Source organism: Acinetobacter sp. V116_7, assembly GCF_056735735.1.
This window is the reverse complement of the sequence record NZ_JBWZIF010000028.1, coordinates 165,013-182,406: the sequence shown is the minus strand read 5'-3', so window position 1 is coordinate 182,406 and position 17,394 is coordinate 165,013. Positions and strand designations below refer to the sequence as shown.

The 17,394-nt window shown below is 40.1% G+C and carries 15 protein-coding genes; 6 read left to right on the top strand and 9 right to left on the bottom strand.

Going from position 1 to position 17,394, the window contains the following annotated elements:
* Positions 1 to 56: 56 nt before the first annotated feature.
* Positions 57 to 845 carry an AraC family transcriptional regulator gene (locus AC1PJP_RS14860; RefSeq protein ID WP_416685636.1) on the top strand — a complete coding sequence of 263 codons (789 nt, stop codon included), beginning with the start codon at positions 57 to 59 and terminating at the stop codon, positions 843 to 845.
* On the opposite strand, the gene AC1PJP_RS14855 is transcribed toward AC1PJP_RS14860, so the two are convergent.
* Genes AC1PJP_RS14855 through AC1PJP_RS14840 form a run of 4 tightly spaced genes read right to left on the bottom strand, consistent with a single transcriptional unit; the run spans position 840 to position 4,124 of the window.
* A complete protein-coding gene (locus tag AC1PJP_RS14855) occupies positions 840 to 1,328 on the bottom strand; it encodes a GNAT family N-acetyltransferase (RefSeq protein WP_225995710.1) in 489 nt (162 codons plus the stop codon). The two genes, AC1PJP_RS14860 and AC1PJP_RS14855, sit on opposite strands and share 6 nt — an antisense overlap.
* Positions 1,329 to 1,330: 2 nt before the next feature.
* Entirely contained in the window at positions 1,331 to 2,095 is a 765-nt protein-coding gene (locus tag AC1PJP_RS14850; RefSeq protein WP_479767470.1) for an ABC transporter ATP-binding protein, read from the bottom strand.
* Complete coding sequence (locus AC1PJP_RS14845) at positions 2,092 to 3,102, bottom strand: FecCD family ABC transporter permease (protein WP_479767468.1); 1,011 nt, start codon at positions 3,100 to 3,102, stop codon at positions 2,092 to 2,094. Before AC1PJP_RS14845 ends, AC1PJP_RS14850 begins: the two co-directional genes overlap by 4 nt.
* Before the next feature lie 2 nt (positions 3,103 to 3,104).
* Complete coding sequence (locus AC1PJP_RS14840; protein WP_199944690.1) at positions 3,105 to 4,124, bottom strand: ABC transporter substrate-binding protein; 1,020 nt, start codon at positions 4,122 to 4,124, stop codon at positions 3,105 to 3,107.
* 323 nt (positions 4,125 to 4,447) lie between these two features.
* On the opposite strand from AC1PJP_RS14840, the gene AC1PJP_RS14835 reads away from it, so the two are divergent.
* The gene (locus AC1PJP_RS14835; protein WP_199944691.1) at positions 4,448 to 5,791 is read left to right on the top strand and encodes a PepSY-associated TM helix domain-containing protein; all 1,344 of its coding nucleotides are present in this window, start codon (positions 4,448 to 4,450) and stop codon (positions 5,789 to 5,791) included.
* Between the two features lie 72 nt (positions 5,792 to 5,863).
* Here the strand turns inward: AC1PJP_RS14835 and AC1PJP_RS14830 are convergent, their stop codons facing one another.
* Positions 5,864 to 6,916, bottom strand: coding sequence for an NAD(P)-dependent alcohol dehydrogenase (locus AC1PJP_RS14830; protein WP_199944692.1), 1,053 nt, complete (start codon positions 6,914 to 6,916; stop codon positions 5,864 to 5,866).
* Positions 6,917 to 7,204: 288 nt separating this feature from the next.
* On the opposite strand from AC1PJP_RS14830, the gene AC1PJP_RS14825 reads away from it, so the two are divergent.
* Positions 7,205 to 8,095: an AraC family transcriptional regulator gene (locus tag AC1PJP_RS14825; protein WP_013197809.1), complete on the top strand. Its 891-nt coding sequence runs from the start codon at positions 7,205 to 7,207 to the stop codon at positions 8,093 to 8,095.
* Between the two features lie 107 nt (positions 8,096 to 8,202).
* Here the strand turns inward: AC1PJP_RS14825 and AC1PJP_RS14820 are convergent, their stop codons facing one another.
* The 4 genes from AC1PJP_RS14820 to AC1PJP_RS14805 all read right to left on the bottom strand — a co-directional run bounded on the left by AC1PJP_RS14820 (position 8,203) and on the right by AC1PJP_RS14805 (position 12,606).
* Complete coding sequence (locus AC1PJP_RS14820; RefSeq protein ID WP_013197808.1) at positions 8,203 to 9,075, bottom strand: NAD(P)-dependent oxidoreductase; 873 nt, start codon at positions 9,073 to 9,075, stop codon at positions 8,203 to 8,205.
* Positions 9,075 to 10,451 (bottom strand): MFS transporter, encoded by a 1,377-nt coding sequence (locus AC1PJP_RS14815; RefSeq protein WP_013197807.1) that lies wholly within the window; start codon positions 10,449 to 10,451, stop codon positions 9,075 to 9,077. The genes AC1PJP_RS14820 and AC1PJP_RS14815 overlap by 1 nt, the downstream gene beginning before the upstream one ends.
* 33 nt (positions 10,452 to 10,484) lie before the next feature.
* The gene (gene denD, locus AC1PJP_RS14810) at positions 10,485 to 11,456 is read right to left on the bottom strand and encodes a D-erythronate dehydrogenase (protein WP_013197806.1); all 972 of its coding nucleotides are present in this window, start codon (positions 11,454 to 11,456) and stop codon (positions 10,485 to 10,487) included.
* Between the two features lie 214 nt (positions 11,457 to 11,670).
* A complete protein-coding gene (locus AC1PJP_RS14805; RefSeq protein ID WP_013197805.1) occupies positions 11,671 to 12,606 on the bottom strand; it encodes a LysR family transcriptional regulator in 936 nt (311 codons plus the stop codon).
* Between the two features lie 111 nt (positions 12,607 to 12,717).
* On the opposite strand from AC1PJP_RS14805, the gene AC1PJP_RS14800 reads away from it, so the two are divergent.
* The 3 genes from AC1PJP_RS14800 (at position 12,718) to AC1PJP_RS14790 (ending at position 17,362) form a co-directional block, all read left to right on the top strand.
* Entirely contained in the window at positions 12,718 to 13,893 is a 1,176-nt protein-coding gene (locus AC1PJP_RS14800; protein ID WP_013197804.1) for a fumarylacetoacetate hydrolase family protein, read from the top strand.
* Between the two features lie 87 nt (positions 13,894 to 13,980).
* A complete protein-coding gene (locus AC1PJP_RS14795; RefSeq protein WP_013197803.1) occupies positions 13,981 to 15,768 on the top strand; it encodes an IlvD/Edd family dehydratase in 1,788 nt (595 codons plus the stop codon).
* Positions 15,769 to 15,784: 16 nt separating this feature from the next.
* On the top strand, positions 15,785 to 17,362 hold the full coding sequence (locus AC1PJP_RS14790) for an aldehyde dehydrogenase (NADP(+)) (protein ID WP_479767464.1): 1,578 nt from the start codon (positions 15,785 to 15,787) through the stop codon (positions 17,360 to 17,362).
* Positions 17,363 to 17,394 lie beyond the last annotated feature (32 nt).

Below are 17,394 nucleotides of genomic sequence, written 5' to 3'. Positions count from 1 at the left end.
TCTATGGCAAACTAACGTAGAAAAGCCATCTTTTTATTTGTTTCAGCCAAAAATATATGCGTAATATTCCAATTAACGATGTAGACCATCTACCGCAAGCGGTTTTAGCGTTAGGATCGGACTATCCTGCTGATACTTTGTTAGATACGCATAGCCATCGCCGTGCTCAGTTCTTATATGCACCCGAAGGGCTTATGAAAGTTGAAACTGAAGACGGCCAATGGCTCGTGTTACCGTACAGTGGTGTATGGATACCCGCAGGCAAACCACATCGAGTATGGCTATCTAAAGTCAGTACTTATAGTCTGTATATAGAATTAAGTAATGCCCCAAGACAAGCAAACTATTGCGAGGTTATCCAAGTCTCGCCTTTGTTACATCAACTGCTGATTCAGGCAAATCAGCTACCTGTTGACTACCAGCGTGCAGGTCGTGACGGCGCTCTTATCGATTTATTGTTATATGAATTAGAAGCTGCACCAGCCCTACCTCTGTTTATTCCATTACCTCACAACACATTGTTATCTAAACAGTGTGCTGAGTTTATGCAGCATCCTGATATTCATAGCAGCCCTAAAGATTGGGCACATGACCACAATAAAAGTGAACGGACTTTTCACCGCTGGTTTAAGTCTGAAACTGGCATGTCTTTTCAGGCTTGGCGTAATCGGGTCTGCATCATCTATGCTTTAAATGCCTTAAAAGAAAATATCTCAATTACGGAAATTGCTTTTAGTCTGGGCTATGAACACTCTGCAGCTTTTACCGCAATGTTCAGTAAAATTATGGGTTATCCACCTAGCCATTTTCAAAAAAGATTTCATGCGCATGATAAAGCACTATAAAGATTTGGTCATGTGAATAGTGTCATAGGTATCGATCCATTCTCGTTTAATAACGTCAAAGCCTTGAAGCCGCCAAAACTCTTCAGCCGCAGGTAAAAATGGATGGGTATGCAAATACAAAGTAGTAATTTCATTCTTCTGTGCATGGCTAAACAACATTTTACATAGCATGGTTGCGATGCCATTCCGGCGGTATTCAGGCAATACAAACAACTTAACCACTTCCACTGTCTTAGATGGCAAATATAAATCAAAACGATGGTCATACGCCCGATATGCAATAGTGCCAATAATACGGCTTTGGTCTTTTACCGTAATAAAGCAACCTAATGGATCATTAACATAATATTGCCCAAAATTTTTTAAATCTTTGGGAACTTGCCCATGATAGATTTCTGGAAATAATAAATGTCTTGTATAAAGTGCAAACTCTACCGCAGATGCATAGTCTGATTTGTCTGCTAGATGATAGTGAAAAGTCATATTTATAGCCAAGAATGATCAGGGATAACAATGGTTTTGTCTTGAATCATGGCTTCATGGAACTCAACATCATAGACACTTTTTAAAAACTTCGGATCGGTTATTCGTGTTTTTGACTCAGGCTTAACCACCTCATGTTGGCGCATAAAAAACAAATGATCTGCAAATAAAAATGCGAGGTTAGGATCATGCATAATCGCAATCACCGTAAAATTTTGCCGCGACAACTGACGCAATTTTTTCATTAAATAAGATTGATAATAAACATCGAGATGATTGGTTGGCTCATCAAGCAAAATGACTTTCGGTGCTTGTACTAAAATGCGGGCAATCATAACCAATTGCCGTTCACCTCCCGATAGTTCGGTATAAGGACGGTCACGCAAATGCTCGATGTCTAAATCAAGCAAAGCTTGGTTTACACGTTCCCAGTCTGATTTTGAAGGACGAAATCGACTAAAAGCGGCACGTCCCGTAATCACCACATCTTTAACTAAAAATGGAAATACGGTTTTATGAAACTGCGGTAAAAAACCGAGTAAGGCTGCCCGATCTTTCCCTTTAAAGTCCGATAGTGGTTTTCCAGAGTAACGAATCAAGCCATCTTTTACGGGCTCTAGGCCCGCCATCAATTTAAAAAGTGTCGATTTTCCGCAACCATTACGCCCTAAAATCACTGAAAACTGATTTTCAGGAAACTCCAGATGAATATTTTTAAGGACCTGTTTGTGCCCATAGGCATAATTTAACTGATCAATTTGAATCATGCCCAATGAGTCCTCTGTGTTTTCATTAATAATAAGAAAAATGGCGCACCAAGTAGCATGGTAAAAATACCAATCGGAATTTCAAACGTCAGTAAAACCCGAGAAAAGTTATCAATCATCAGTAGAAAACTACCGCCCAACACCATATTGGCAGGAATACTGTAGCGGTGATCTGGTCCAACCAACATTCTCACAATATGCGGCATAAATAGCCCATATAAACTAATAATTCCCGCCGCTGCCACAGAAGTTGACGTACATACAGTCACCAGAGCAATTAAAAGAAGCTGTTCCCACCTTGGGTTAACACCAACCGCCTGCGCTTCTTCAGCACCGAGTGCCATTAAGTTTAAGCGCCAACGCATTGCAAATAATCCGGCAAGACCAATACAAATCGGTAGCACGGCGTATTGAACCTTTTGCCAAGACGCTTGATGTAAGTTGCCCATGGTCCACTGCACAATGGCTTGTAATTTAAATGGATCACTTAAGTATTGAATGACTGTAAGTCCTGCCAAAAACAGCCCCGAAACAATCATGCCCGATAAAATTACCATGACTAAAGATGTCTGGCTTTCATGTTTTTGATGGGCAAATAAATACGTTAAACCAACAGCGCACACGCCAAAAATAAAGGCGGATAGGTTTGGTGAAAGCCAACTTAAAGAAAGTGCTAAAGCTGCACCGAACGCCGCACCAGATGAAATACCGAGTACATACGAGTCAACTAAAGGATTACGAAACAATGCCTGTAAACCATTTCCCGCAGTTGCTAACGCAGCACCCACCATAAAGGTCAGTAGAATTCTGGGTAATCTGACATTTACGAGAATGTTTTGCATCAGTCTAAATTGCTCAGCATCAAAATATGGTGTACCAAACACCGCTTGCACACCCCACCGCAAATAATCCCATGCACTCAATGTCTGCGTTGGCCCTATGAGCAACGAGATAAAAATCATCACGAACGGTAACGGGTAAAACCAATAATATTTCAGCTTTTCCATATTCATTGCACCAACGCTTTGGCAAGGTGCTCACCATACAACTTGGCTAAAATACGCTGTTGTAAAGCACTTACTGGTAAATCGGACTGTTCAGGATAAATACTGTGATTCAAATAAATCGCCGTAATAATGATTTTGATGGTATGGGGGTTATATATAAATGCGGGACTCAAATTAAATACCTTACGGTTTTGTACGGCACTTAAGCCTTGTAATTCTTTTCGTTCATAAATCAGTTTTGGGTTTGTATTCCAAAGCACAATATTGTCAGGGTTCCATTCAATGAGGGTCTCGGGGTTTACATTAGGCTGGTTAGCATCGGTCTGAACAATGTTGTAAGCACCAGCGAGTTCAATAAAGTCATTGGTAATCGACTGACGTCCAGAGGTAGAAAAAATACGCCCTCCTGACCACGCATAGTAAATCGATTGTTTATTTGGCTGACGTGCAGTTTTGGCTGCGACCTCTGCAACAATTTCATCAGAGAAATTTAAAATTTCCTGAGCACGCTTTTGGGCACCGCTCAAAACGGCAATTTCTGATAACTCTTCTTTTACTTGCTGGTAAGTACCTGACTCCATCACATATACAGCAATGCCAAACTGCCGCAACAGGTCAATCGTTTGGGTTTGCCCGCTCCCCAAAATCACCAAATCGGGTTTTAACAACACAAGACTTTCAATATTGGTTGCATTTGCCCCTTGTGAAGGCGTCGCAAGCTGTTTATTGGCAATACGCTTATCTATTTTTGAATAGGCATTAAATAATAAAGGCTGGATGTATACTTCGGCTGGTATGCCAATCACTTTATGACCTTGCCCTAGCATATATAAGCCATCTAAACCCGACTCAAATAGAGAAACTATTCTTTGGGCTGGTTTGGCTACACAAACTTTTGTATTTGTACTATCAAAAACACATATCGAATGGGCTACCAAGTTTTCTTTAGTTTTTCTACTTTGTTCAGATGAAGAGCATCCACATAGAATGAGTAAAGTGAGTATTGAAACCAATGACTTCATTACAGCATCCAACGCACAAATACAGTGCAAAATAAAAAGACGTGTCTATTTGGTGCATTTTTCATATGAAAAAGACACCATAAGAGAGCAAGACGGTTTGAATCATGGTTAATACAGCGGTCAAATTAAATGAAATAGCTAAGATATTAAAGAGTAAGCAAAAAAAACGCCAAATTTACCAAGTAATAAAAACTATTTAATTATTAGGCCAAAAAGTTTACAAGGTGGCTAATCAAATAATTTAATACTGGTTACAGCTCAATCAGCATCAAGATAAATAAGTCGTTATAATCCGCCCAACACCTGACAAACATTCTCTTCTGATGCTGACCCAATCATCCTTCTGGCGTAGTCTTTACCGTTTAATTCATATTTATGCTGGTATTTTTATTGCGCCATTTATCTTGTTCGCAGCAATCACTGGTTTACTCTATGCAATTACGCCTCAAATAGAGCAAGCAATTTATAAAGATGTTCTATATGTTGAGCCACTGAAGCAACCGCCACATAAGCTGAGCCAGCAAATTGAAGCTGCAAAGCAAGTAATGCCTAAGTCTGCACAGGTGATTGAAGTTAGACCAGCTCCAAGTGCTGACCAAACAACTCGTGTAATTTTCTCAGATCCTATACATGATTTTACGAGTGAAGCCGTTTTTATTGATCCTTTTACGCTTCAAGCCAAAGGTCATCTAGCAGTTTATGGTACCAGTGGGGTTCTGCCATTTCGGACTACACTCGACCAACTACATAGCAATTTATTACTAGGAAAATGGGGTCGCTTTTATAGTGAACTGGCAGCAAGCTGGTTAGCCATTTTGACTTTAACTGGACTATATAATTGGTGGAAACGCCGTCAAAATCTTAAAATCAGACAAACACAAAAAAATAGATTACTAAAATGGCATAGCACGTTGGGTTTAGCGTTATTCCCTCTCTTATTAATAATCGCCATTACGGGTCTTACATGGTCCGAATGGGCCGGAGATAATATTCGAGTTGCTCGTCAATGGCTTAACTGGCAAACCCCAACATTGGCAACTTCGCTTCAAGAAGATAATTTACCTACAGTGATGCACCATGAGCATCACGAAATGCCACATAGTGAAAACCTGAATTTAAATATTATTTCAAATGAATACGATAGCGCTCTTTCAATAGCCAGAGCACATGGTATTGATGCAGCACAAATACAAATCAAGCCACCAACCAGTGGAAATCAAGCTTGGACGATAGCCGAGATTCAGCGCAAATGGCCAACTCAAGCAGACAGTATCGCAATTGATATGGAACAACATAAAGTCATCGACCAACTTGCGTTTAAAGACTATTCACTGGTGGCAAAGCTCACTCGTTGGGGAGTTGATGCACATATTGGGGTTTTATTTGGCTGGATAAATCAATTGGTACTGGCACTTTATGCTTTCGCACTGTGCATTATGATTATTTATGCATATAGGGCTGCATTTAAAAACTCGAATTTAAAACTCATGACAACTCACTTTGTTGGGCAAAGCTTATTAGTTTGGAACCGTGCAACTGGCTCACAAAAAATAGGGTTAATATTGGTGGGTCTCGTGTTAGGGCTAAGCTTACCTGTTTTTGGTTTCAGTATTTTATTTACGCTATTTATCTTTGCTATGCGTAAATACATTCCTTCTAAATCATAACACTCACATTGGTATTAAACTTTTGAGCTGTGCACACTACTCATCGTATGCACAGCCGAAGTGACGACTAAATTAATCTTCAGACAGTGTTTTCAGATCAATCACAAAACGATACTTCACGTCGCTCTTTAGCATACGTTCAAAAGCTTCATTAATGTTTTGCATATCAATCATCTCTACTTCAGAAACAATATTATGCTCACCACAAAAATCAAGTAACTCTTGTGTTTCCTTAATTCCGCCAATGACCGACCCTGCAATTGATTTTCTTCCTAAAATCATAGGTACTGAATTTGCGCTAATTTCACCTAAATATCCAACTAACACAATTGTTCCATTTAAAGCTAGTGTTGGAATATAAGGCTTCAAGTCATGGTTATAAGGCACCGTATCAATAATCAAATCAAATTGATTTAACACTGATTTCATTTGAGCTTCATCTGTTGATAACACAATATGATGCGCTCCGAGTTGTTTTGCATCCTGTTCTTTATTTGCTGAGCGGGTGAATAATGTCACTTCAGCGCCTAGAGCATTGGCAAGTTTAATCGCCATATGCCCTAAACCACCTAAACCGACTACAGCGACTTTACTGCCCTTTCCAACATTCCAATGACGCAGCGGTGACCAAGTCGTAATACCAGCACACAGTAGTGGTGGTACAGCTCGAGCATCCAGATTTTCAGGTACTTTTAATACAAAATCTTGGCTACATGTAATGCTTTGTGAATATCCACCATAAGTTGGTCGTTGATCATGGCGATCTACGCCGCCATAAGTTTGTATGTTACCTTCCTCACAATATTGCTCTAGTCCTGAATGACAAGCCGAACAAGTACGGCATGAATCGACCATACAGCCAATTCCCACTAAATCACCGACCTTATATTTTGTGACTTTAGGACCAATTGAGGTGACACGCCCTACAATTTCATGGCCCGGAACTATCGGATAAGCACTAAATCCCCAATCATTTTTAGCTTGATGTAGATCGGAATGACAAACACCACAATATTCAATTTGAATGACAACATCATCTTCACGTGGGGTTCTACGTTCAAACTTAAACGGAACTAAAGGAGTTTCTGATGACAGCGCGGCATAACCTAAAACTTCAATTGTCATATTTTTTCTCTCATGTTTAATGTTTAAATAAAGACGAATTCTTCGCTGGACATTCATTGATGGCTATAGATTTTGAAAATCCATAAATAGGTTTTGGAACATTTTGGTTCACTAAGTTCCAACTCATCGACTTTGTGCCATGTTGATCAGTATAAAAATGAAAATCGTAAGCTGTTGTTCAATTCCTCTCACAGATTTGCCTAATCCTCCGAATTGTTGCACTTCTCACTATTTTTCTTATTTGAAATGCCTACAATAAAAATACAGAGAGTAATCGGTGGAATCTGAATGGCGAATAGGTCTTCTCTAGACAGTAATCAAGAATTAGCTCAACTTGTCGATCAATGGACCCGAGAAAAAGGTACATTCGAAACAGCTATTACGGGGCTGACTTTATATCGTGCAGAAACATTGACACAACCAAGTAGCAGCATGATGGATGCAAGTCTATGTATGATTGCTCAAGGGAAAAAACAGGTGATTCTTAGCGAAGAAACCTATACGTACGACTCTAACCATTTCCTTTTTACTGCAATTGACCTGCCTGTCATTGCTCAAGTTCTTGAAGCTTCAGTTGAACGCCCCTATCTTTCGATAGTGCTACGGCTAGACCCGTATGTACTCGCCCAAATCATGCTTGAAGCCCATATTCCTTTTAAAGACGTAAATACTGAGAAAAAAGGAATGGCTGTTGGAGTAGTCAATTCAGAGTTGAATGATGCTTTTATACGGTTAATAAAACTACTAGATACACCACAAGACATCCCCATCTTGTCTCCTCTTATTATTAAGGAAATTTTTTATCGTTTATTGATGAGTCCACAAGGCGATCGACTTAAACGTATTGTGGCGGCCGGAACTACTGGCCATCGAATTGTGAAAGCGATTGAATGGCTAAAAACAAATTTTGCAAAATCCTTTAGCGTTGAAGAACTGGCAAGCACAATGGGGATGAGTGCTTCTAGTTTTCATCAACATTTTAGGGATATCACTTCAATGAGTCCCTTACAGTATCAAAAGAGAATGAAGTTAACCGAAGCACGGCGTTTATTAATAACCGAAGAATATGATATTTCAACGACCAGTATTCAAGTCGGATATGAAAGTTTGTCGCAATTTTCCCGAGAATATAAACGTTTTTTTGGGGTTTCTCCGTCAGTAGATATTAAGAATATATAAAAGACTCGTACGGACTATTAAGGTTATTTCAAGGTATTAGTATTAACCATAAAAAAAGCGGTACCTTATTATGTCTGTCATCAAATACCGCTAAATTTAAAGCAATATTACATTGGATTCATTCGCTCAAGTTCACGAATTAAACCAGAATGATCCAGCTCCCCGTCTCCGGCAGCAAGCATATTTTCAAATAATTGGCTGACTTGTTGAGCAATTGGCAAATTTAACTCTAGTGATTTGGCATAGCTAACGGCTGTATGAATATCTTTATGCTGGTTTCGAGCAGTGCCACCTGGTTTAAAATCTCGATTTAGCATACGTTCACCATGCTGCTGTAAAATTGGAGAATCGGCAAAGCCTCCTGTGAGTGCTTGTTTTAGTTTAATAGGATCAGCGCCTGCTTTACTGGCCAGTAATAAGCCCTCGCTTACAGTTGCAATGGTAGTTGCTACAATCATTTGATTCACAAGTTTTGCGAGCATTCCACAGCCAACACCACCAACTAAAATTGGGCGCCCCATTGCACGTAAAATAGTTTCAGCCTGTGAAAATGTTTTAGCGTCACCGCCCACCATAATGGCGAGACTTGCATTTTGAGCACCTTTTTCACCGCCAGAAACAGGAGCATCTAAATATTTAAGCCCTCGTTCTCTGCATTTGTCACCTTGTACTTTTGCAACTTCAACTGGTATTGAACTCATGACAATAACCGTACTTTCAGGTTTTAACTGAGAGATTGCACCGTGTTCTTTAAATAGAATTTCATCAGAGGTTTTTCCATCGCTGAGCATACAAATCAAAAAATCTACATCTTTTCCAACTTGTTCAAGTTCAAAGCAAAGATGAGCACCCGCGTCTTTTAAGCTATCTGCTTTAGAAGAAGTTCTATTCCAAACCTTAATTTGATGGCCTGCTTTTAGTAAATGCATAGCCATCGGTAGTCCCATAATACCTGTACCCACAAACCCGATAGTCGCCATTATTTTATCTCCGCAGCAGTTCGAACTTTAAGTTGCTGCTGTTCTACTTTTAAACTATTCGATTTTAACCTTGCTAATAGCAGTAGTCCTAAGCCGCCCATCGCCACAAAGCCTGCAATGGCAAGGAATGCGACTGTATAAGTGCCTGTGGTCGTATATAAATATCCAGTTAAATATGGGCCAGTAAAGCCACTTAAATTACCCACCGAGTTAATTAATCCAATTCCAGCAGCGGCTCCCACCCCCGTTAGAGTTTGCCCAGGAATAGTCCAGAAAATGTTAATTGCGCTAAATACACCAATCGCGAGCAGAATAAAGCCCACAATAATTGCCCAAGGTTGATTTACAATTAGTGCAATCGCAATTGCAAAAGCCGCCATAAGTGCAGCACAAGCACCGTGTTTATACCGCTCTTGTTTACGGTCAGAACGGCGGCTCCATAAAACCATACCAACAGCTGCAAATGCATATGGAATTGCTGTAAGTAAACCATTTTGAATAAGGCTAATTTGCATACCAAATGTATTACGGAATGACTCTAAAACACTTGGTAAGAAGAAAAACATTGCATTTGAACCAGAGGTGATTCCAAAGTAAACAATTGCCATAATCCACACTAAAGGATTTTTAAACACTTGTTTGATCATTTCTCCTTTTGTTAAAGCAGCTTCACTCGACTGCTCTTTTTCTCTTTCTTCGCGCTCTAGTGTAGACATTAACCATTGGCGCTGCTCAGCTGTTAACCACTCAGCTTCTTTTGGGTTATTGGTTAAATATTTTAGACAGATTAATCCCAAAATAATGGATGGAATACCTTCTAGGATATACATTAAACGCCAACCTTCATAACCAATGGTATTGCCCCATTGCATAAGACCGACTGAAATTGGTGCTCCAATAATTTGAGCAATTGGTAATCCTAGATAGAACGTGGCAAAAACACGAGCGCGATATTTTGCAGGAAACCACAAGGTTAAATAAAAGATCACACCCGGAAAGAAGCCCGCTTCAGCAATTCCAAGTAAAAACCGTAAAACAATAAACTGCGTACCGCTATGAATAAAACCCATGAGTCCAGCAATAATTCCCCAAGTAATCATGATTCGAGCAATCCAAATTCGTGCTCCAAAACGATGAAGCAAGATATTACTTGGCACTTCGGCAATAAAATAACCTAGAAAAAAAACTCCCGCACCTAGACCAAAAATGGTTTGAGTAATTCCAAGTGCATCATTCATGTGTAATGCAGCAAAACCAATATTGGTTCTGTCTAGGAATGCCATAATGAATAGAATAATGAGAAACGGGATAATTCGATTCGAAATACGTTTGATTGTCTGCTCTTCGAGAGCACTTACATTTTTGATATCTTCCATAATAACTCTCACATCAATTGGCGATCACTGCCATTAATTTTGGGTATCTTCTATATGTGCCTGAATCACGCTTTCAAAATTTTCGTCTGCTTGGAAACCTAAAGATTCAGCATATTCAGCTTTCACCTGAACAGGCCAACTTTGAACAATACGTTGAATGGTTTTGTCTTCTTGCCATTGCACTAAATCAGTTGCTTTTTTGCCTGCGACTTTTTCAAGCGCCTCAAGCATTTGTTTAACGGTGACTGTTAATCCCGGTAGAGGAATAATTCGGTTATCTTGAAGTACATCTGAAGAAATTGATGCAGCTTTAATCATTGATTCAACACAACGTCGTGGTGAAGTAACAAAAACAGGTGTATCTGACTGGACTGGGCAAACAGCCATTTCACCTTTTAACGGTTCGCGGATGATTGAACTAAAAAATGTTGATGCAGCTTTATTAGGTTTACCTGGACGAACCACAATAGTCGGTAATCTTAAAATACGGCCATCAATAAAGCCTTTTCTTGAGTAATCTGAGACCAGCAATTCTCCTACTGCTTTTTGCATGCCGTAAGAAGACTTTGGTGTAACCACTGTCTCATCTGTCACAACTTCTGGTAATTGGCCACCAAATACAGCACAGCCGCTAGCAAAAATAACTCGAGGCGTGGTTTGTTTCTTTCTTAATTCTTCTAATAAATTTAAGAGTCCATACAAATTAACATCCATACCTAAATCAAAATCGGCCTCTGCTGCTGAGCTCACCACAGCAGCCAAATGCCAGACGACATCAATATTTTCTGTAATATGAGCAACTGTAGTTTTATCGGTAATATCACCGACAATCACTTCAACTCTTGGATCTTGCGGTAAATCATCACCAGCAAATGCATCAAACAGAATAATTTTATCGATGGGTTCAGGTTTATTGTCATCTAAAGTCAAACTGCCAGATTTTAAGATCTCTTTAGCAATTTGTTTTCCAATAAAACCTGTTCCACCAGTGATTAGCACATTCATACAGAGGTCCTTTCCTAGTTTTTATTCACTTAAAAACTTTTGTAATTGTCGTGAATTAAACGATAAGGACTCCTTTCAATAATTTCCAATGAATAATTTCTAAATATTGATAACTTTTTAATATCAGTTTTATATTTATAAATTTACTAAACAAAGTAGGTTTTTCTTTTAATTTTAAAGCCTCAAATCTCATCATGGTTTGAGGCTGAGTCGTTTATTTACGTTTCGCATTTTTAAGCAAGATATTAATAAATGCCGATGCAATATCAGAAACTGGTTCATTTTTGCGTGTCAAAATACCATAATCCTGTGCATCTAAAATTAGATCTGTTTCTAAAATCTGTAATTGCCCTTCTTTTACCTGATCAATCACCATCGCTTCGGGCAACATCCCCACCATAGGTGCCCCTTTTAATATCTGTAAGAAGGTCTGCATCGACATGGTATTAACCGTATTTAAAGGAATTTTGACTTTTGCTCGGGCAAATGCGCCTTCCATACGTTGTCGAATTGGCGTGCCTTTAGGATAGAGTACCCATGGCCAATTTAATAATTCTTCTAATGTACAAAACTTTTTCTTGGCACATGGATGAGCATTATTAACAACAATACAAAACGGCTCCGGGCCTAAAGGTTGGAAATCAAAAAACTGGCTTTGCGTCACATCTGTAAAACGGCCAATAGCTAAATCTAAAGTGTGTTCACTTAGCATTTCCATTAAATGGTCGCTGGTCTGTTCAACAACATCAATAGAAAGTAACGGCCATTGTTTTTTAATCTCAATAATTGAATTTGGTATCACCACCGCGGTTGCTGCAAAAATACCACCAACTTTTAAAAAACCGTGACCACCTAATCGTAAAATTTCAATATCTTCAACAAAATGCTTTGCATCATTTAACACACGCTGCGCATATCGAATTACATGTTCGCCTAAAGCCGTTACTGGCATATTTCGAGGTAGTCGTTCAAAAACAGGAAAGCCCAGTAATCCTTCTATTTCCTTTAGCATTTTACTCACCGCGGGCTGACTCAGGTTCATCTGCTCGGCTGCCAAATGCATGTTATTGGTCCTCGCCAAAGTTTCTAATAGCACCAAATGTTTAAATTTCAACCAATTATTTAAGCTTGTGTAAGTCAAATCAGCCATTTTCAAAAATCCTTTTCGATAACTTTTCGTTATTAATAATTAAATTATTACGATTGGTGTTTATTAAATAAGAAACATATCATGGTTTCAAATAAAAGAAGGATGCTTTAAATGAACTTTACGTTAAATTCCCAGAACTCATTACCAGAAGACGCTACCCAAGGATATTTAATTGGTCGTGCATGGATTCCAAATCAAATTTCTGGCCCATCTCCGATTCTTTTAAAAGGCGATCAGGTTTTTGATATTTCTGAAAAGTTCCACACTATTTCTCAGTTACTTGAAAGTTCGGATCCTTTAAAAGCTTTAATTGAAATTGAAGGAAAATTAGTTGGGTCAATTGATGAGTTATTTGCTAACACAGTCGCTGAGCCAGATACAAACAAGGCATATTTTTTAGCTCCTATTGATTTACAAGTGATTAAAGCAGCTGGTGTGACCTTTGCAGCAAGCATGTTAGAGCGTGTGATTGAAGAACAAGCGGGCGGCGATGCACAAAAAGCCCAATCCATCCGTGAAATTGTACAAGGGGTAATCGGCGATAATTTAAAAACAATTGAACCCGGTTCTGAAAAAGCGCTGCAACTCAAAGAATATTTAATTGAACAAAATATGTGGTCTCAATATCTTGAGGTGGGTATTGGTACCGACGCTGAAATTTTTACCAAAGCACCTGTCTTAGCAGCCGTAGGAACGGGGCAAAATATTGGTATTCACCCAAAGTCTGAGTGGAATAATCCAGAACCGGAAGTTGTATTGGTTGCAAATAGCCACGGTAAAATTTTAGGTGCGACTTTAGGTAATGATGTGAATTTACGGGACTTTGAAGGCCGTAGTGCCTTACTGTTGAGTAAAGCAAAAGATAACAATGCATCTTGTGCAATTGGACCATTTATTCGCCTTTTTGATCATACTTTTACTTTAAATGATATCCGTGCTTGTGATGTTGAACTGCAAATTCAGGGTACAGATAACTTTGTGCTCAATGGCATTAGCTCTATGTCTCAAATTAGCCGTGATCCCGAAGATTTAATTCAACAAACACTGAATGAAAATCACCAATATCCAGATGGTTTTGTTTTGTTTTTGGGTACTTTATTTGCACCTACCCAAGACCGTGAGCAAGCTGGTGCAGGGTTTACCCATAAAGTGGGAGATGTCGTTCGTATTCATTCACCAAAGCTCGGCACTCTATACAACACGGTCATGACCAGTGATAAAGCGATGCCGTGGAATTTTGGCATAAATGCTTTGATGCACAATTTAAAACAACGCGAATTACTATAAATTTCACGTATTATCGACCAGTTCAATCGTAATATTCATCACTTGAAAAATTAAATTGCTGAGCGAGATCAGTAGAAGGATCTAAAAATGAATGATCAAGATAAACGGATTTTTTTACGCAGCCAAGAATGGTTTGATGATCCTACACATGCTGACATGACAGCACTCTATGTTGAGCGTTACATGAATTATGGCCTGACCCGTGCCGAGCTACAATCAGGCCGCCCTATTATTGGTATCGCACAAACTGGTAGTGATTTGACCCCGTGTAACCGTCACCACAAAGAGCTTGCTGAACGTGTGAAAGCAGGCATTCGTGATGCGGGCGGTATCCCGATGGAGTTTCCTGTTCACCCGATTGCTGAACAGTCTCGCCGACCTACTGCTGCACTCGATAGAAATTTAGCTTACTTAGGTTTAGTTGAAATCTTACATGGCTATCCACTTGATGGTGTGGTACTAACAACAGGCTGTGATAAAACGACACCTGCTTGTTTAATGGCAGCCGCAACAACAGATATACCGGCAATCGTGTTATCTGGTGGGCCAATGTTAGATGGTCATTTTAAAGGTGAGTTAATTGGCTCAGGTACAGTACTTTGGCATGCAAGAAATTTACTTGCCACAGGTGAAATCGACTATGAAGGCTTCATGGAAATGACGACTTCCGCTTCCCCTTCGGTCGGACATTGCAACACCATGGGTACTGCACTTTCAATGAATGCATTAGCAGAAGCTTTAGGTATGTCTTTACCGACATGTGCAAGCATTCCAGCACCTTATCGCGAACGCGGGCAAATGGCCTATATGACCGGCAAAAGAATATGTGAAATGGTTTTAGAAGATTTACGACCATCTAAAATCATGAATAAACAATCATTTGAAAACGCCATTGCTGTAGCCTCAGCATTAGGTGCATCAAGTAACTGCCCTCCTCATTTAATTGCAATTGCTCGTCATATGGGGATTGAGCTGAGTTTAGAAGACTGGCAACGTGTTGGAGAAAACATTCCGCTCATTGTGAACTGTATGCCTGCGGGTAAATATTTGGGTGAAGGTTTTCACCGTGCTGGCGGTGTTCCTGCTGTTTTGCATGAATTACAAAAGGCCGGCGCTTTACATGAAGACTGTGCATCAGTCAGCGGTAAAACGATGGGAGAAATTGCTAAAAATGCAAAAACCTCCAATGCAGATGTCATTTTTCCATATGAACAACCATTAAAACATGGTGCAGGTTTTATTGTGCTTAGTGGCAATTTCTTTGATAGCGCCATTATGAAAATGTCTGTTGTGGGTGAAGCATTTAAGAAAACCTATTTATCTGACCCAAATGGTGAAAATAGCTTTGAAGCTCGGGCGATCGTTTTTGAAGGACCAGAGGATTACCACGCACGAATTAATGACCCTGCCTTAGACATTGATGAACATTGTATTTTGGTCATTCGTGGCGCTGGCACTGTTGGTTATCCGGGCAGCGCAGAAGTTGTAAATATGGCTCCTCCCGCAGAATTAATTAAAAAAGGAATTGACTCTCTGCCTTGCCTAGGCGACGGCCGTCAAAGTGGAACATCTGCTAGCCCTTCTATCTTAAATATGTCACCTGAAGCGGCGGTAGGTGGTGGCATTGCTTTATTAAAAACAAATGATCGTTTGCGCATTGATCTCAATAAACGTTCCGTAAATGTCCTCATTTCAGACGAAGAGTTAGACAAACGCCGTCAGGAATGGAAACCCACTGTCTCTACATCTCAAACGCCTTGGCAAGAAATGTATCGCAACATGGTTGGCCAATTATCAACGGGTGGCTGTTTAGAGCCTGCAACTTTATATATGCGAGTCGTAAATCAAGACAACCTTCCAAGACACTCTCATTAATTTCAGGATATTTGTTATGACCATTATCGGACACAACTTTATTGGCGGTTTACGTAGTGCACAAAGTTCCACTTTACTAAAAAGTGTCAATGCAACGACTGGCGAAACTTTGCCTTATGAGTTTCACCATGCAACCGAACAGGAAATCAATCAGGCTTGTGATGCAGCAAGCCAAGCTTTTAAGACTTACCGCCATACTTCACCTGAACAGCGTGCTACCTTTTTAGAAAATATTGCCGATGAGCTCGATGCTTTGGGTACAGATTTTCTAGAAATCGTCTCACAGGAAACGGCTTTACCGCTTGCACGTTTGCAAGGTGAACGTGGCCGTACCAGTGGACAAATGCGCCTGTTTGCCAAAGTGTTACGCCGTGGTGATTTTTTAGGTGCCCGTATTGATACCGCTTTACCTGAGCGTCAGCCTTTACCTCGCCCAGACTTGCGTCAGATTAAAATCGGTGTTGGTCCTGTGGCAGTCTTTGGGGCAAGTAACTTTCCTTTAGCATTCTCAACTGCGGGTGGTGACACAGCTTCGGCACTGGCAGCAGGTTGCTCTGTAGTTGTGAAAGCCCATAGTGGACATATGGCCACAGCAGACTTCGTAGCTCAGGCTATTGAGCGTGCCGTAGACAAATCAAATATGCCTAAAGGCGTATTTAACATGATCTATGGTAATGGCGTAGGTGAACCTTTAGTGAAACATCCTTTAATACAAGCTGTAGGTTTTACGGGATCACTTCGTGGTGGTCGCGCTTTATGTGATATGGCGGCAGCCCGTCCACAACCGATTCCGGTGTTTGCTGAAATGAGCAGCATTAACCCGATGCTGATGTTGCCAGAAGCCTTAAAAAACCGTTGTGAAAAGATTGCACAGGATTTGGCAGATTCAGTTGTTTTAGGCTGTGGTCAGTTCTGTACCAATCCGGGTTTAATCTTGGGAATTAAATCAGCCGAGTTTACTCAGCTTATTAGCAACCTAACCGAAATTATGGGCGGTAAACCTGCACAAACCATGCTCAATATGGGAACTTTAAAAAGCTATGCAGCAGGTCTTGAGCACTTAACGGAGCATCAAGGTATTGAACATTTGGCGGGTCAAACCCAGCAAGGTAATCAGGCACAGCCACAACTATTTAAAGCGAATGTTGAGTTGTTACTGGCAGGCGACCAACTTCTGCAAGAAGAAATCTTTGGGCCAGCAACAGTGGTGATTGAGGTACAAGACAAAGCACAACTTTTGCAAGCGCTACAAAGCATGAATGGTCAGCTGACTGCGACTTTAATTGCTGATGAAGCAGACTTAACTGAATTTGCAGATGTGGTTCCGGTGTTAGAAGAGAAAGCTGGACGATTACTCATAAATGGCTATCCAACAGGTGTTGAAGTGTGTGATGCCATGGTACACGGTGGACCATATCCAGCCACTTCAGATGCCCGAGGAACTTCTGTTGGAACCTTGGCAATTGACCGTTACTTAAGACCTGTGTGTTACCAAAACTATCCGCAGAGTTTATTGCCAGAAGCTTTAAAAGACAGCAATCCATTGCAAATTTTAAGGTTGGTGAATGGTGAGATGACCAGAGAGGCTATCTAATCAATTTAAAAAAGAGACCTCAAACTGGTCTC

Excerpts from the sequence above, each read along its gene's own strand:
- AC1PJP_RS14800 (WP_013197804.1), top strand. The coding sequence starts at position 12,718 with ATGAACTTTACGTTAAATTCCCAGAACTCATTACCAGAAGACGCTACC.
- AC1PJP_RS14825 (WP_013197809.1), top strand. The coding sequence starts at position 7,205 with ATGGCGAATAGGTCTTCTCTAGACAGTAATCAAGAATTAGCTCAACTT.
- AC1PJP_RS14860 (WP_416685636.1), top strand. The coding sequence starts at position 57 with ATGCGTAATATTCCAATTAACGATGTAGACCATCTACCGCAAGCGGTT.
- AC1PJP_RS14855 (WP_225995710.1), bottom strand. The coding sequence starts at position 1,328 with ATGACTTTTCACTATCATCTAGCAGACAAATCAGACTATGCATCTGCG.
- AC1PJP_RS14845 (WP_479767468.1), bottom strand. The coding sequence starts at position 3,102 with ATGGAAAAGCTGAAATATTATTGGTTTTACCCGTTACCGTTCGTGATG.
- AC1PJP_RS14805 (WP_013197805.1), bottom strand. The coding sequence starts at position 12,606 with ATGGCTGATTTGACTTACACAAGCTTAAATAATTGGTTGAAATTTAAA.
- AC1PJP_RS14835 (WP_199944691.1), top strand. The coding sequence starts at position 4,448 with ATGCTGACCCAATCATCCTTCTGGCGTAGTCTTTACCGTTTAATTCAT.
- AC1PJP_RS14820 (WP_013197808.1), bottom strand. The coding sequence starts at position 9,075 with ATGGCGACTATCGGGTTTGTGGGTACAGGTATTATGGGACTACCGATG.
- AC1PJP_RS14840 (WP_199944690.1), bottom strand. The coding sequence starts at position 4,124 with ATGAAGTCATTGGTTTCAATACTCACTTTACTCATTCTATGTGGATGC.
- AC1PJP_RS14815 (WP_013197807.1), bottom strand. The coding sequence starts at position 10,451 with ATGGAAGATATCAAAAATGTAAGTGCTCTCGAAGAGCAGACAATCAAA.
- AC1PJP_RS14790 (WP_479767464.1), top strand. The coding sequence starts at position 15,785 with ATGACCATTATCGGACACAACTTTATTGGCGGTTTACGTAGTGCACAA.
- AC1PJP_RS14850 (WP_479767470.1), bottom strand. The coding sequence starts at position 2,095 with ATGATTCAAATTGATCAGTTAAATTATGCCTATGGGCACAAACAGGTC.
- AC1PJP_RS14830 (WP_199944692.1), bottom strand. The coding sequence starts at position 6,916 with ATGACAATTGAAGTTTTAGGTTATGCCGCGCTGTCATCAGAAACTCCT.
- AC1PJP_RS14795 (WP_013197803.1), top strand. The coding sequence starts at position 13,981 with ATGAATGATCAAGATAAACGGATTTTTTTACGCAGCCAAGAATGGTTT.
- denD (WP_013197806.1), bottom strand. The coding sequence starts at position 11,456 with ATGAATGTGCTAATCACTGGTGGAACAGGTTTTATTGGAAAACAAATT.